Origin of the sequence: Cryobacterium zongtaii (assembly GCF_002909375.1) — a bacterium.
Classification (GTDB): Bacteria; Actinomycetota; Actinomycetes; order Actinomycetales; family Microbacteriaceae; genus Cryobacterium; species Cryobacterium zongtaii.
On record NZ_PPXD01000012.1, the window covers coordinates 1 to 14,380 of the forward strand.

Consider the following 14,380-nt stretch of genomic DNA (forward strand, 5'->3'; position numbering starts at 1 on the left):
CCCGCCCACCACCTGCTGCTCCACAACCAGCACTGGCAGATCTTCGAAAACACCGGCCGCTACTGGCTCCGCCCACCCACAACCATCGACCCCGGCCAAGCACTCATTGAGATGCCCGGCCGCACCCGGGACGGACCGCCAAAAACAACAGCACCGCCCAGGGCCTGATCCCGCAATCCGCGGATCGCCCACCCGTCGCCTGTCACACGTCAGCGCCGCCCGCCGCCCGCCGCCCGCCGCTGCCACCCATCGACTGCCGCCCGTACCGCCAGCCGCCTACCGCCAGCCGCGTACCGCCATTCGCCTGGCGCGTGCCGCGTGCCGCGTACCGCGTACCGCGTACCGTCTGCCACCTGCGGCGTGCCGCGCCGCCACCTGCCGCCTGCCGCCTGCCGCCTGCCGCCTGCCGCCTGCCGCCTGCCGGGATTGTGCAGCGGCAGGGGTCGTCGCCGACTACCCCGCGCGGTACAGTCTGCGCGTGACGACAGACGACCACAGCTGCTGTGCACCCGCACACGAGGTGATGACCAACGCCCAACGGCCCGAGGCCGCGCCAGAGAAGTCCACTGGACACGTTACGCAGCACAGCGCCCGGCACGATGCCGTTGACTCTGCGACCGGGCTCGCCAGCCGGCATCATCTCGACCAGGCGCTGGTGCCGGCGCAGGTCTTCGCCATGGGCGACGCCGACGGCGCGGGCAATCCCGGTGACGGCGAGACCCCCGTGCACGAGGTGCGGCTGGATGCCTTCTCCATCGACACGACGACGGTCACCAACGCCGCCTTCGCCCGGTTCGTGGCCGATACCGGGTATCGCACCGAGTCGGAGCTGTTCGGCTACTCCGCGGTGTTCCACCTCGCGTTGCAGGCCGACCTCGATGACGTGGTCGGCCAACCCCCGCAGACACCCTGGTGGCTGGGGGTGCGCGGCGCGGACTGGGCGCATCCGGCCGGCCCCCGTTCATCGCTCGACGGGCTGGCCGAGCATCCGGTGGTGCAGGTGAGCTGGAACGACGCGCTGGCCTACTGCGCCTGGGCGGGGCGACGGCTGCCGACCGAGGCCGAGTGGGAGTGCGCGTCGCGCGGCGGGCTGGCCGGCCGGCGCTACCCGTGGGGAGACGAGTGGGAGGAAGGGCAGCGCTGCAACATCTGGCAGGGCCGGTTTCCCGCGGTGAACACCCTGGCCGATGGCTGGCTCAGCACCGCCCCGGTGCGGGAGTTCGCGCCGAACGGCTACGGCCTCTGGCAGAGCGTGGGCAACGTCTGGGAGTGGTGCGCCGACTGGTGGGCGGAGGGCTATTACGCGCACTCCCCCGCCGAGAATCCGGCCGGCCCGGCGACAGGCGAGCAGCGTTCGATGCGCGGCGGCTCGTACCTCTGCCACGACTCCTATTGCAACCGGTACCGCAACTCCGCTCGGGCCTCCAACACCGCGGATTCCGCGGCCGGCAACGTGGGCTTCCGCACCGTGGCGCTGACCTGAGCCGCCGCCGCCGAGGCACAACTCGTGCTCGATTCCGCCGGTGTGGCCGACCGCCTCGTGATTCCGGGGCGATCACCGGTCGGCGGCAGGGAATCGCAGGAGTCATGCATCCGCGGGTGCGGATGGTCGTGGTCTGCTACCCCGGCGCGTGCAGCCGGGGCGCGTCGAAGAAGAGCAACTCGAGGGCCGCCGACCGGGCGAACACGGCGCGCATGAGCGCCCGGTCGACGGCCGTCGCGGTGGCCGCCGCGGTGTCGGTGAGCAGGATGGCCTGCCGGGTCGCGGCCGCGAACCCCTCGTCGGCGTAGGTCTCCAGCCAGTCGGCGTACGGATGCGCCGCGTCGCGCCGGCTCGCCGTGAAGCCGGCGTGCAGGCGCTCGCCGACATCCGAGTAGAGCCAGTAGCAGGGCAGGACCGCTGCCAGCAGCACCGCATAGTTGCCTGCCGCGCTGACCGCGACCAGGTGGTCGACGTAGGACCGGGTCACCGGGCCGGGCGCCGGCCGCGTGTCATGGCCGGTCAGCCAGGTGCGGTGCAGCTCGAGTTCCACCTCGATGCAGTTGGCGGCGCCGGTAGCCCAGAATTCCCGTTCGGCGGGGGTGGGCGCCAGGACGCTCGCCTGCGCCAACACCCGGGAGTACGCGGCGAGGTAGAGGGCATCCTGGGCCAGGTAGTAGGCGAAGTGGCCGGCGGACAGGCTGCCGTCTCCGAGTTCCGAGATGAAGGGCAACGCATCGATGGCGGTGCGGGTTTCGGCGATGTCGGCCCAGAGCAGCCTGCTGAACGGTTCGGTGCGGTCCGGCTCCGGCTGCCGATCCGGGTCGGCGTCCCGGCGTGATTCGGCGGCGTGAACGTACATGGCGACATCCCTTCGCTAGTGCTAACTAGTCAGGTTCGACGGGTTTGGATCTCAGCGTCCGCATCCGGCGGAGGCACCCCGTGTCGCGTCCCACCCTAGCGGCCGGCAGGGCCGAAAGACTCTCGAACGCACCGGGCGCCGAACTGTACGCTGGACAGGCTGCTGCATTCTTCACCGGGTGAGCACGCGCTCCATGGCCGACGGGCCACCGGTCGTCGGCGTCGTCCTGGAAGGACACCGCACCATGCCTGACACCCCGACCGACACCACCATCGCGCCGCCCACGGTGTTGATCCTGGCGATCACGGCCTGCCCAACGGGCATCGCCCACACCTACATGGCTGCCGAGAAACTCGACGCGGCCGCCACCGAACTCGGCTACGAGATCCGGGTCGAGACGCACGGGTCCGTCGGCGTCGAAGGCACCTTCAGTCAGGCCGACATCGACCGCGCCGACGCTGTCGTCGTCGCCGCCGACACCCAGATCGACCTGTCCCGCTTCGGCGGAAAGCGCATGGTCTCCACCCGCGTCTCCGACGGCATCCACCGCCCGGCCGCGCTGATCGCCGAGGCGCTGGCCGCCGCCCCCACCGGCCGCGCCGCCGTGACCACGGATGCCCCGGCGAGCGCCGGGAAACGCGACATCGGCGGTTTCATCTACCGCGCTCTGATGAACGGCGTGTCGTACATGATCCCGTTCGTCGTCGTCGGCGGGCTGCTCATCGCGATCTCGCTGTCGATCGGCGGCGAGGCCACCCCGCAGGGACTCGTGATCCCCGAGGACAGCTTCTGGTTCACCATCAACCAGATCGGCGTGCTCGGCTTCACCCTGATGGTGCCGATCCTCTCCGGCTTCATCGCCTACGCGATCGCCGACCGGCCCGGGCTCGCACCGGGCATGATCTGCGGTTGGATCGCCACGACCGGCTCCTTCTACAACTCCGAATCGGGTGCCGGCTTCATCGGCGGCATCGTCACCGGTTTCCTGGTGGGCTTCGTGGCGCTGGGCATCAAGAAGATCCCCGTGCACCGCTTCATCAAGCCGATCATGCCGATCCTGGTCATCCCCGTGATCACCACCCTCGTCGTCGGCGGCCTGTTCGTGCTCGCACTCGGCCAGCCGATCGCCTGGGTGTTCTCCTCGATGACCGACTTCCTCTCCAGCCTCGACGGCGGCAGCGTCGTCGTGCTCGGCCTGATCCTGGGCGCGATGGTCGCGTTCGACATGGGCGGCCCGATCAACAAGACAGCGTTCCTGTTCGGTTCCGCGCTGATCGCCTCCGGCAACCCGGGCCCGATGGGCATGGTCGCCGCGGCCATCGCCGTGCCGCCGCTGGGCATGGGGCTCGCCACGGTCATCCGTCGCCGGTTCTTCACCCCGGTGGAACGCGAGGCCGGCATCGCCGCGCTGTTCATGGGCTTCTTCGGCATCACCGAGGGCGCCATCCCGCTCGCGGCGGCCCGCCCGCTGCAGGTCATCCCCGCGAACGTGCTCGGTGGCGCCGTCGCCGGTGCCATCGCCGCGATCGCCGGGGTCACCAACGCCGTGCCGCACGGCGGCCCGATCGTGGCCGTTTTCGGTGCCGTGAGCGGCGTGCCGATGTACTTCGTCGCGATTCTCTCCGGTGTAGCCGTCACCGCTCTGGTGTCGGTGCTGCTGATCGGCATCTCGGTGCGCAAGGTCGTGCCGGCGGATGCTGCCGCGGCCGCGCCCATCGGCACCGCTGCGGACGCCGCTGTGCCGGTTGCCGCGCCGGGTGCTGCGGCGAGTGCCGTGTCGCCCGTGGCTGCGGCGCCGGTTCTTGCCGCGCCTGCTGCCGCCGAGCCGGTGGCCCCCGCCCCGAAGACCGTGCTCGACTACATCGACGAACGCACCATCGTGCTCGACATCGACGAGACCGACCGGGACGCCGTCATCCGTCGTCTGGCCGGTCTGATGCAGACCACCGGGCGGGTGCTCGACGTCGACGCCGTCGTGCAGGCGGCCATGGACCGTGAACTGATCAGCACGACCGGCATCGGCGAGGGCATCGCGATTCCGCACGCCAAGTCCGACGGCGCCACCTCCCCGGTGCTCGCGTTCGCGCGCAGCCGGGACGGCGTTGACTGGAACTCGCTGGACGAGGCCCCTGCGCACCTGATCTTCATGATCGCCGTGCCGGAGGCCGCCGCCGGCACCGAGCACCTCAAGGTGCTCGCCCAGCTGTCCCGCAGCCTGATGAAGCCCTCGTTCCGCGCCTCGATCGAGATGGCGGCCACCCCGGCCGACGTGCTCGCGGCACTGGCGTCCTCGGTGCGGCCGGCGACTCCCGCCGCGCACTAGCCCCCATCCCGCACGTAGGGGCGGACTTTTTCGGGAAACGCCGCCACGCGCGCCTGCGCAACCCGGCGTTTCTCGAATATCTTCGCCCTTACGTACCGAGTTCGGCCGAGTCGGCCCGGTCGGCCGCCGCCGCCCGAGTGGATGCGGCGCTACCGCGCGCTGCCGGCCGGCGCATCCCTCTGACCCGCCCGGGTTGTTCGCAGGGCGATGCCCGCCGCGGCGAGGCCGAGCGAAGCCAGGACGAGTGCCGTGTGACTCCAGCCCGAGGTGGCGAGAACCGTGCCTCCGCTGGCTGCGGCCCAGGTGCAGCTACGGCCCAGCGGCCACCAGGAGAAGCTGCCGCTGACGACGCCGGCGCGCTCCGACAGCTCGGCGAGGGGAGAGAACGGCCCCTCCACGGCGCAGGCGTAGTCCAGGCCGCCGTGCACCGCAACGAGGTACGCGCCGGAGGTGGCGATAGCGGCAAGACAGAGACCGGCCGCGATGAGGACGGCACCGAATCGTGAACGCTCCGAGGCGGACAGCCGCTGCGTCCCGATGCCCCGAGGGAGGAGCGCCGTCCGCCCGAGGAACACCGCGATGAGGCCGATCCAGAGCGGGCCACCGGCCAGCGTGAAGCCGAGGATCGCGGCTGCGAGGACCGCGGGACCGCCGGCAGCGCCCGGTTCACCGGGAATCCACTCGGCCGCAAGGAGCAATGACAGCGCCGCGAAGATCACTCCTGCATACCCGGCGAACACGCTGCGCCCGCCGAGGCCCCAGCGACCGGTCGGCGGCGAGAACACCAGAAGCAGGGTGAGTGTGGCGGTGCCGGCGAGAGCGGCGACCGCTGCCAGCAGCGAAAGGCCACCGACGATCAGGTCCCAGGCCTGAGCCACCGTCGCGCCCCGGCTGAACATGAAGATCAGGGTGGCGACGGTAGCGGCGATGACCGCCGTGAGCATCACGGTGCCGGCGAAGCGGGCGGCATGACCCAGGTGCATCCGGGCGTCGGTGTTCCCCATGACTGCACGCTAGCGCAGTAGCCGGCGCTGGCTCACTGGCTGGTGTCTATCAGCGCCCCTCTGGGCCGGGCACCTGCTGCGAGCGGGCGATGAGGGCGCTGGTGTGCGCACCGACACCGCGGCGCAGCACCTCGGCAAGGTTGTCGACGGTGTCGACGTCGCGGCGGATCGACGCCGTGGCGGGCAGGTCGAGCGGCACGTGGCCGGCCGTCTCGTGCGCAGCACGGGAGCCGGGCCCGAACCGGGGCGTGAGCGTGATGCCGGCGCGGGCGAGCAACGTGGTCGTGCCGGTGCCCTCCTCATCGGCAACCATGGCCAGGTCATGGGCGGTTGCGGCGGTGAGGGTCGACTCGACGTCAGCGACGGTGAGCGCGGGCAGGTCTCCGGTGAGCACAGCGACGCTGCAGAGCGGGTACTGCTCGTGCGCCACCCGGATGCCCTCGGCGATGGCCGCGTTGAGCGGGTCCCGAGTTGCCACACAAGCGCCCGTCCCGGCATCCGAAGCGGATGCGTGCGGCATCTCGGGAACGATTTGGGCGCCCAGCGCCTTGAGCGGCGCGGCGGCAGCGGGGTCGGCGGTCACCACGAGCACCTGCTGCACCATCTCGGCGGCCAGCAGTGCGGCCACGGTGTCCTGCGCGAATGCTTCGGCGAGCTCCCCGCGGGCCGGGAAGGTCTCCGGCAGCGCGCTCAGGCGGCTCTTGGCGTTCGCACTGCCCTTGACGGGCACCACGCACACCCATCTCACGCGGATGCGGTTCCGCGAGAAGCCACTTGAGGCCCGGTGCCGTGCGCGGTGGGCGCTTCAACCGGCAACTCACCAAGGTGGTCGTCGGCGGCAGCATCCGGAACCTCACGAGTTGCCGCAAAGTGCCCCCTCGCGGGCCCGGTAGGGGACTTTTGCGGCAAGTCGGCATCAGGAGTCTCGCGACTTGCCGCAATGTGCCCCCTTAGAAGCGCTGTCGGGGCATCTTCCGGCAAGGCGGCCGCGGTCCTGTCCTCAGCAGCCCTGGCCGTCCCCGCCTCATCAGCGTTCGTGGGTGCGCTATCCGTCCCACGGTCCGCCTCGGCAGCCGCCAGCCCGGCCGCATAACCCTCCGCGTACGCCTCGGCGCTGCCGACGCGGAACATGTCGTTCGCACTGTCGCGCAACAGCCGGCGCGCGCCGCGATCCCCCGCGTCGATCGCGCCCACCAGGTGGCCGAGGCCGCGGAGCACGGCGACGGGGTTGCCGCTGGTCTTGCCCTTGATCAGGTCGGCGGCGCCGGCGATCTCGTCCGCGACGGCGGCGACGGTGACGTCGAGGCGGCGACCGTGCGCATCCATGCTGCCGCGCAGGTCGTCGAGCACGGCCACGCCGGCAGCGCCGATGGCGATGTCGGTCTGGCCGTCCCGCCACGGGCGGCCAACGGTGTCGGTGATCAGCACCCCGAGATGCAGCCCGGTGGCGGCGCGGAGGGCTGCGCAGAGGCCGCGCGCGGAGGCATCCGGGTCGACGGGCAGTAGCAGTACAGTGCCGTGCTCGACGTTGCTGGCGTCGACACCGGCGGCGGCCATCACCAGGCCCTGCCGGTTTTCGACGATGCGGGTGATCCCGCCAGGATGCGCGCGGGTCGCGACGACCCGTACGGTCTCGTCGGCGATGGCCTGCTCCCGGTCGGTCGCGGCCACCTGCCTGCCCTCGGCCTTGGACACGATCTTGCTGGTCACGGCCAGGATGTCACCGTCGGCCAGACGGGACGCGGCGGGACCGGCGACGGCCAGGATGGTCGCGGCCAGGTCGTCGCCGGCCCGGACCTCGCCGATTCCGGGCAGCACGAACACCTCGAGCCGGTGGCGCGCACCGTCGGCCGCGGAATGCATCGCTACCGGGCGAGCTTCGGCAGCACATCGCGGCCGAAGACGTCGATCCACTGGCGCTGGTTGCGCCCCACGTTGTGCAGGTAGATCTTGTCGAAGCCGAGGTCGACGAACTTCTGGATGTAGGCACGGTGGTCGTCGGGGTCGGCGGAGATGATCATCCGGCCCTCGAAGTCCTCCGGACGCACCAGTTTTGCCATCTGCTCGAACTCGAACGGCGAACGGATGTCGCCCTTGGGGAACTTCATGCCGCCGTTGGGCCACTCGTGCAGCGCGTTGGCCATGGCCTCTTCGTCGGTCTCGGCCCAGCTCATGTGCAGCTGCAGCACCTTGGGCATGGTCGACGGGTCCTTGCCGGCCTCGCGGGCGCCGTCGTCGAACTTGCCGAACAGCATCGAGATCTTCTCGAGCGGGGCGCCGACGGTGATGAGGCCGTCGGCGTGCCGGCCGGCGCGCTTGGCGGTGACCGGGCCGGCGGTGGCGACGAGGATCTCGGGCGCTACCTCAGGCATGGTCCACAGCCGGGTGGACTCGAGCTTGAAGAACTGGCCGGAGTGCTTGACGTCCTTCCCGGCGATGCTGGCGGTGAACAGCTTCGAGATGATTTCGATGGCCTCGAACATACGGTTGATGCGCTCGGGCGCCTCGGGCCAGTAGCCGCCGACGATGTGCTCGTTGAGCGCCTCACCGGAACCCAGGCCCAGCCAGTGCCGGCCGGGGTACATCGAGGCGAGTGTGGCGGAGGCCTGCGCCACCATGGCCGGGTGCCAGCGGAAGGTGGGCGCGGTGACGCCGGGACCCATGTCGCCCTTGGTGCGCTCACCGATCGCGGCGAGAACGCTCCACACGAAGGAGGATTCGCCCTGGGCGGGCACCCACGGTTGGAAGTGATCGGCCGCCATCACCCCGGAGAAGCCGTGCTCCTCCGCATAGGCCGAGAGCGCCACCGCCTCGGCGGGGGCGAACTGCTCCAACATGGCCGCGTAACCGATCTGCAATTCCGACATACAGCCATCCTGCCACTCGCGTGTGTCGGCGAGGTTTCTGGGGCGCCCGCGCCAAATAGGCTTAGAGCCATGCGCATCGCCACCTGGAACGTCAACTCCATCCGTGCCCGCGTCGACCGAGTGGTCGACTGGATGGTGCGAGAGGACATCGACGTGCTCGCCATGCAGGAGATCAAGTGCAAGCCCGAGCAGTTCCCCGCGCAGGCCTTCGAGGATGCCGGCTACGAACTGGCCATCCACGGCCTCAGCCAGTGGAACGGCGTCGCGTTCGCCAGCCGCCACGAGATGACGGATGTGGTCACCGCCTTCCCCGACATGCCCGGCTTCCTCAAGGGTGAAGAGGGCCCCGGCCTGCCGCTGGAAGCCCGCGCGCTGGGCGTGACCGTGAACGAGATGCGCCTGTGGAGCCTGTACGTGCCCAACGGCCGATCGCTGGATGACCCGCACTACGTCTACAAGCTGGACTGGCTGACCCGGCTGAAGACCCACGCCGCCGACGAGCTGGCCAAGAACCCCCGGCTGGCAATGGCGCTGATGGGCGACTGGAACGTGGCCCCGCTGGACTCCGACGTGGGCGACCCCACCCTGGTACCCGGCGTGTCCACCCACATCTCGCCGGCAGAGCGCAGCGCCTTCGAAGCGTTCGAGGCGGCCGGTTTCACCGACGTGGTGCGCCCGATCGTGCCGGAGGGCTTCACCTACTGGGACTACAAGCAGCTGCGCTTCCCGCGCAACGAGGGCCTGCGCATCGACTTCATCCTCGGCTCACCGGCCTTCGGTGAGCTCGTGACGGATGCGAGCATCCACCGCAACGAGCGCAAGGGCGACGCCCCGAGCGACCACGTGCCGGTGCTGGTGGACATCGAGACCGAGGACGAGGACGACGACCGCCCGATGATCTTCTAGGCCCCGCTGGTCGAGCTCGTCCCGCTGGTTGAGCTTGCCCAAACCCGGCGAGACGCAAGCGGTGTCGCCCATACTTGACGCATGTCTCCTGCTGCATCCGGAAACGACGCGGCGCCACAAGCCCCCGCCGACGTTCCCGTCACCGTCTCCATCCGCCGTAGGGTCGACCCCGCCCGGTTCGACGAGGCCACCCACTGGGTGCAGACCGGGATGGACCTCGCCAACGAATACCCGGGCTTCCTCGGCTCCGGCTGGGTGCGCGCGCACGCCGGTTCCGCGCACTGGCACATGCTCTACAAATTCAAGGATGCGGCCTCGCTGGAGGCCTGGGAGCACTCGATCGCCCGCACCAGCTGGCTGCTCGAGGGTGAGGGCCTGGTGCTCGAGTCCCACGTGGTGCGGCGCACCGGCATCGAGGGCTGGTTCGACGACTCCCAGGTCAACGCCGGTCCGTCCGCGCTGGTCCAGCCGCCGCGCTGGAAGCAGGCCGTGGCCATCGGGCTGGGCTTCTTTCCGCTGAACGTGATCTTCACCTACCTCGTCACCGGGGTGGACCCGCACTGGAACGACATCCCGACCGTGCTCCGGATCCTGCTGACCACCTTCGTGATGGCGCCCATGATGACCTACGTGGTGATGCCGTTCATCACCCGCCGGCTGCGGCCATGGCTGCAGAAAGCCCCCAAAAAGAAGGCCTGATCCGTCGGCGGCTCAGGCGAGCAGGGCCGCGACGATCACCAGCGCCGGGATCGCGCCGATCGTGGTGACCAGCACGGTGTCCCGGGCCACCACCACGCCCCGGTCGTAGCGGGACGCGAAGTTGAAGATGTTCTGCGCTGTCGGCAACGCGCTCACGGTCACCACGGCGAACAGCTCGGGGCCCTCGAGAGCGAACACGAACCGGCCGAACAGGTACGCGATCACGGGCATCAGCGCCACCTTGATCACCGACGCCGCGACCACCTGCTTGCGTCCGGTGCCGGCCTGCAGCAGTCGCTGGCCGTGCAGCGACATGCCGAACGACATCAGCACCAGCGGGATCGCGGCACCGCCGATGATGTCCAGGGGCGCGATCACGGCGTCGGGCACCGGGATGCCGAAGGCGGCGACGAGCACGCCGAGAACCGAGGCGATGATCATCGGGTTCCGCAGCGGCTGGGTGAGGATGCTGCGCACCGACACCCGTCCGCGGGTGGACGCGTCGAGGATGCTCAGGGTGATCGGCGCAAGCACGAGCAGCTGCAGCAGCAACACCGGCGCCACATACTGGGCGCTGCCGAGCACGTAGATGGCCACCGGCAGGCCGATGTTGTTGGCGTTGACGTAGGTGGCGCTGGTGGCGCCGAGCACCGTCTCGGGCAGCGGGTTTCGAAAGAAGATCCTGGCCAGCACGACATACAGCAGCATGCCGACGATCACGCTGCACAGCACCGTGGCGAGGAACGCGGAGAACAGCACCCGCACATCCGCCTGCGCGAGCACGGTGAACAGCAGCGCCGGGGTGGCCACGAAGAACGCGATGCGGTTGAGCACCCGGCCGGCGTCCTCGCCGGCCACGCCGGTGCGCTCGACGACGTAGCCCACCAGGATCACAAACCCGATGATCGAGAATCCGACCAGTACACCGCCCACGTTTCGAGCCTACGGGGTCGCCGATGCACCGCCGGGCCGCGAAAAAGTCCCCCACCCGCGGCGCGGCCGTCGTACGCTCGACTCATGCCTCACCTCACCGTGCCGGGCGCGAGCCTGTACTACGAAACCGACGGACACGCCTCCAAGCCGGCGCTGCTGCTGATCCACGCGGGCATCGCGAACCTGCGCATGTGGGACCCGCAGATCGACGCGCTGGCCGCAGAGCACTTCGTCATCCGCTTCGACACCCGCGGCTTCGGCCAGACCAGCACCGAGGACGTCGAGTTCTCCAACCGGGCGGATGCCCTGGCCGTGCTCGACCACCTCGGCGTGGCCCGCGCGACGCTGATCGGGTGCTCCCGCGGCGGCACCATCGCCATCGATCTTGCGGTGGAGAGCCCGGACCGGGTGGCCGGGCTGATCGTGATCGGGGCGGGCCCGAGCGGGTTCCCCGACACCGAGCTGACCGAGGTGGAGGATGCCCGGTTCGACGAGATCGACCGGGCCTTCGCCGCCCAGGACTGGCACCGGCTGGCCCGCCTCGAGGCCGCGATCTGGGATTTCGGCCCGTTGCGCCGCGAGGAGGACCTCGACCCCGAATTCGTCTCCACCGCCTACGCGCTCAACCGGGTGAACGTCATCCACGCCGAGGAGCGCCCGGTGTCGCTGCCGCTCGAACCTCCCGCGTTCGACAGGGTCGTCGACATCGAGGTGCCCGCCCTGGTGACGGTGGGCGAGTACGACATGTCCGAGGTGCTCGCGGCGTACGAGTACCTGGTGACGACCCTGCCCCAGGCCAGCGGATGCGTGTTCCGCGACACCGCGCACCTGCCGAACATGGAACAAGCGGCCGATGTGCAGCGGGTGCTGCTCGACTGGCTCACCGAAAACGCCCTTTAACGGCCGCGAAAGCGGCCACGTGGTTGCTTCGAGAGGCTCGAGGCAACCACACGACCGCTTTCGCGGGATGGTGCGGTGCGGAACTAGACGCTCGCGGCGGCTCGGGGCGAGCCTGTGACGGCGGGGGCGGCATCCAGCGGCCGGTTGTCGGCGAGCACCTTCTGGTAGGCGGGCAGCTCCACGAACAGCTCGTCCTTCAGCGGGTTGCGCTTGGTGCGCACGATGACGCGTACCTGGTAGACGACCACGGCGATGTTGGCGGCCAGCGAGATCGCACTGACGATGAACAGGGCGGTGGGGTTGTGCGAGGACTCGACGGCGAACTTCGAACTGGTCACGAAGGTGGGCACGGCCATCGTGAACATCATCCAGAACGCCAGGGTCTGCGCCCGGTGCTGCAGCCAGGCGCCGCGCTTGATGAAGAACGCGGGGATGGTGCAGGAGATCAGTAGGGCGGCGCCGGCGTAGAAGGAGTGGTCACCGACGGCGTTGTAGACGTAGGCGAAGTTCCACAGGTCGTACGCGATGATCCAGAACCAGAGCATGTCGGGCCAGATCATGTCCTTCTTCTTGCCGCGGCTGATGATGATGCCCGCCCAACCGCAGATGGTGACGAGGTTGAGCAGCCCGGCGATGCCGTTCATGATGTTCCACGGGCCGCCGACCATGAAGACGCCGTCGACCATGCCCTGCATGCCGTAGACCTGGAAGTCACGGATGACCGCTTCGAAGATGTTCAGCGCGAGGATCGCCGCCGGGAACATCAGCCAGTACTTGTTCTTCGCCAGCTTCGGGATGAAGCGGATGGCCATGAAGCCCAGGCAACCCGCCAGCGCGGAGTACACCTTGACCCAGTGGAACCAGGTGCCGGTGCTGGAGTCGGCGCCCGCGGTGTGGGGCCAGACGAAGATGGTGAGCACCACCGGTAGCCCGATGAACAACACGAGGGCGGCCCACTTGCTGGCCCGGGCGATCTCGTTGGCAAGCATGAGGCCCGCCACCACCGCAACCCACATCAGCGTGGAGTACCAGGGGATTGACTCGTACAGGAACATCTTCGTTTCTCCTTATTCGGTTTTCTTTGTGGGTGGTGCGTCTTACGGGTGGTGCGTCTTTACAGAGTGGTGTTCGCGGTGCCCATGTCCAGATGCAGTGTCTGTCGCACGATGGCGACGAGCACCTGGTCGTCGACGTCGGGCGACGAGCGCACGAGGCCGATCAGTCCGTAGACCAGGACGTAGAAGACCTCGCCGACGTGTTCGATGTCAATGTGGTGCGCCCGCGCGTAGGCCTCGACGGTGGTCACCCGCAGGCGCTCGACGATGGCGCGCACGGCGCGGTCCACAAACCGGTTGTACAGTCCGGCGTTCTCGGGGTGGCCGAGGTCTTCACGGAACATGTCCTTGGCGTGCAGGTGGTGGCGGAACAAGACCACGCAGTCCAGCAGCGCCTTGGCGACATTGCCGGGCTCCCGGTCGGCGTCCCAGCGGGAGACGGCGTCGACGAACTCAGTGATGTGGTCCTCGAAGATCAGGTCGATCAGGGCGTCCCGGTCGGGAAAGTAGTGGTAGATCAGGCCCCGCGTGACGCCGACGCGCTTGGCGATCTCGGTGACGGAGACCTTGGCAACGCCCCGTTCGGCGAAGAGCTGCCGGGTCGCGGCGACGATCTCGTCATGACGCTCGTCGGGCTGCTTGCTCTGGCGAGGGGAGGCAGTCGGGGTGCTCATGCTTGAACGCTACTCCCGCCGTTGACACAGCGTCAATGACACCGCGTCAATCGCCCCGAACTGGGGAGTGCGCCGCTACGTGACTCTCTCGGTCCAGCCGTCGAACCACTAGCCTGTGGAAGCCGCACCATTCATCAGGGGGATTGATGTCATCGAGCAGCTCCATTCGCGACTTCGCGCAGTACGTCGGGCGATTCCGCTGGCCGCTCAGCGCGGCCGAACTCACCGACACCACCCGCTGCCCGGCCTGCGCGGCCACGCTGCCGGCGCCGGTCTGCCCGTCCTGCGGGCTCGACCTGCGTCATCCGGCCGCCCGTGAGCTGCTCACTGCGTCGACGGATGCCGCCACCGCCCTCGACAGGCGGGTGCAGCTGATCGGTCAGATCCGCTTCGAAGTTGCCGAGGCGGAGGCGGCCAGGGCCGTTGCGGCAGAGCAGCTGTTGGCGGTGCAGCTGGTGGCCGCACGGGCCGACGAGGCCGAGCGCCAGGCACAGGCACAGGCACAGGCACAGGCACAGGCACAGACACAGGCCCAGGCCCAGGCCCAGGCGCACGCACAAGCCCAGCGCGCCGCCGAGGCTGCGCGTGCCGCACAGGCCGCCGCGCCGGCCCTCGCACAGGCATCCGCCGCCACCCAGGCCGGCGCGCAGACCCCGGTCAGCGTCGCCGCCGCGGCC

The 14,380-nt window shown here is 69.6% G+C and carries 13 protein-coding genes, 1 pseudogene and 1 riboswitch; of the genes and pseudogenes, 6 read left to right on the top strand and 8 right to left on the bottom strand.

Translation table 11 applies throughout. The features are described 5' to 3' along the window. Positions 1 to 523 precede the first annotated feature (523 nt). The gene (locus C3B61_RS09650; protein WP_174776308.1) at positions 524 to 1,483 is read left to right on the top strand and encodes a formylglycine-generating enzyme family protein; all 960 of its coding nucleotides are present in this window, start codon (positions 524 to 526) and stop codon (positions 1,481 to 1,483) included. 136 nt (positions 1,484 to 1,619) lie between these two features. Here C3B61_RS09650 and C3B61_RS09655 read toward each other — a convergent pair whose 3' ends face one another. Then, positions 1,620 to 2,342 (bottom strand): thiaminase II/PqqC family protein, encoded by a 723-nt coding sequence (locus C3B61_RS09655; RefSeq protein ID WP_103460425.1) that lies wholly within the window; start codon positions 2,340 to 2,342, stop codon positions 1,620 to 1,622. Continuing rightward, a riboswitch (TPP riboswitch) is annotated at positions 2,333 to 2,433 on the bottom strand. Its footprint overlaps the gene before it by 10 nt. An 87-nt stretch (positions 2,434 to 2,520) precedes the next feature. On the opposite strand from C3B61_RS09655, the gene C3B61_RS09660 reads away from it, so the two are divergent. After that, the gene (locus tag C3B61_RS09660) at positions 2,521 to 4,665 is read left to right on the top strand and encodes a fructose-specific PTS transporter subunit EIIC (RefSeq protein ID WP_198416798.1); all 2,145 of its coding nucleotides are present in this window, start codon (positions 2,521 to 2,523) and stop codon (positions 4,663 to 4,665) included. 149 nt (positions 4,666 to 4,814) lie between these two features. Here C3B61_RS09660 and C3B61_RS09665 read toward each other — a convergent pair whose 3' ends face one another. The 4 genes from C3B61_RS09665 to C3B61_RS09680 are packed head-to-tail and all read right to left on the bottom strand — an operon-like array spanning position 4,815 to position 8,536. Further along, positions 4,815 to 5,669 carry a hypothetical protein gene (locus C3B61_RS09665; RefSeq protein ID WP_103460426.1) on the bottom strand — a complete coding sequence of 285 codons (855 nt, stop codon included), beginning with the start codon at positions 5,667 to 5,669 and terminating at the stop codon, positions 4,815 to 4,817. Between the two features lie 49 nt (positions 5,670 to 5,718). Next, the gene (gene cofC / locus C3B61_RS09670; protein WP_244285903.1) at positions 5,719 to 6,402 is read right to left on the bottom strand and encodes a 2-phospho-L-lactate guanylyltransferase; all 684 of its coding nucleotides are present in this window, start codon (positions 6,400 to 6,402) and stop codon (positions 5,719 to 5,721) included. 11 nt (positions 6,403 to 6,413) lie between these two features. Continuing rightward, positions 6,414 to 7,532, bottom strand: a complete 1,119-nt coding sequence (locus C3B61_RS09675; RefSeq protein WP_103460428.1) for a coenzyme F420-0:L-glutamate ligase — start codon at positions 7,530 to 7,532, stop codon at positions 6,414 to 6,416. 2 nt (positions 7,533 to 7,534) lie between these two features. Beyond that, positions 7,535 to 8,536 (bottom strand): TIGR03557 family F420-dependent LLM class oxidoreductase, encoded by a 1,002-nt coding sequence (locus C3B61_RS09680; protein WP_088457473.1) that lies wholly within the window; start codon positions 8,534 to 8,536, stop codon positions 7,535 to 7,537. A 69-nt stretch (positions 8,537 to 8,605) separates the two neighbouring features. Here C3B61_RS09680 and C3B61_RS09685 point away from each other — a divergent pair, with 69 nt between their 5' ends. Together C3B61_RS09685 and C3B61_RS09690 are read left to right on the top strand one after the other, a co-directional pair. Next, complete coding sequence (locus tag C3B61_RS09685; RefSeq protein ID WP_103460429.1) at positions 8,606 to 9,442, top strand: exodeoxyribonuclease III; 837 nt, start codon at positions 8,606 to 8,608, stop codon at positions 9,440 to 9,442. Between the two features lie 81 nt (positions 9,443 to 9,523). After that, a complete protein-coding gene (locus C3B61_RS09690) occupies positions 9,524 to 10,141 on the top strand; it encodes a putative antibiotic biosynthesis monooxygenase (protein ID WP_103460430.1) in 618 nt (205 codons plus the stop codon). A 12-nt stretch (positions 10,142 to 10,153) separates the two neighbouring features. Here C3B61_RS09690 and C3B61_RS09695 read toward each other — a convergent pair whose 3' ends face one another. Then, on the bottom strand, positions 10,154 to 11,074 hold the full coding sequence (locus C3B61_RS09695) for an AEC family transporter (RefSeq protein ID WP_103460431.1): 921 nt from the start codon (positions 11,072 to 11,074) through the stop codon (positions 10,154 to 10,156). An 84-nt stretch (positions 11,075 to 11,158) separates the two neighbouring features. On the opposite strand from C3B61_RS09695, the gene C3B61_RS09700 reads away from it, so the two are divergent. Beyond that, entirely contained in the window at positions 11,159 to 11,974 is an 816-nt protein-coding gene (locus tag C3B61_RS09700) for an alpha/beta fold hydrolase (protein WP_103460432.1), read from the top strand. 83 nt (positions 11,975 to 12,057) lie between these two features. Here C3B61_RS09700 and C3B61_RS09705 read toward each other — a convergent pair whose 3' ends face one another. Continuing rightward, positions 12,058 to 13,029, bottom strand: a complete 972-nt coding sequence (locus C3B61_RS09705; RefSeq protein ID WP_088457479.1) for a DUF5692 family protein — start codon at positions 13,027 to 13,029, stop codon at positions 12,058 to 12,060. Positions 13,030 to 13,088: 59 nt separating this feature from the next. Beyond that, positions 13,089 to 13,703 carry a TetR/AcrR family transcriptional regulator gene (locus tag C3B61_RS09710; RefSeq protein WP_103460433.1) on the bottom strand — a complete coding sequence of 205 codons (615 nt, stop codon included), beginning with the start codon at positions 13,701 to 13,703 and terminating at the stop codon, positions 13,089 to 13,091. A 146-nt stretch (positions 13,704 to 13,849) separates the two neighbouring features. Here C3B61_RS09710 and C3B61_RS19875 point away from each other — a divergent pair. Further along, positions 13,850 to 14,380, top strand: a pseudogene (locus C3B61_RS19875) (hypothetical protein); the annotation flags it as partial.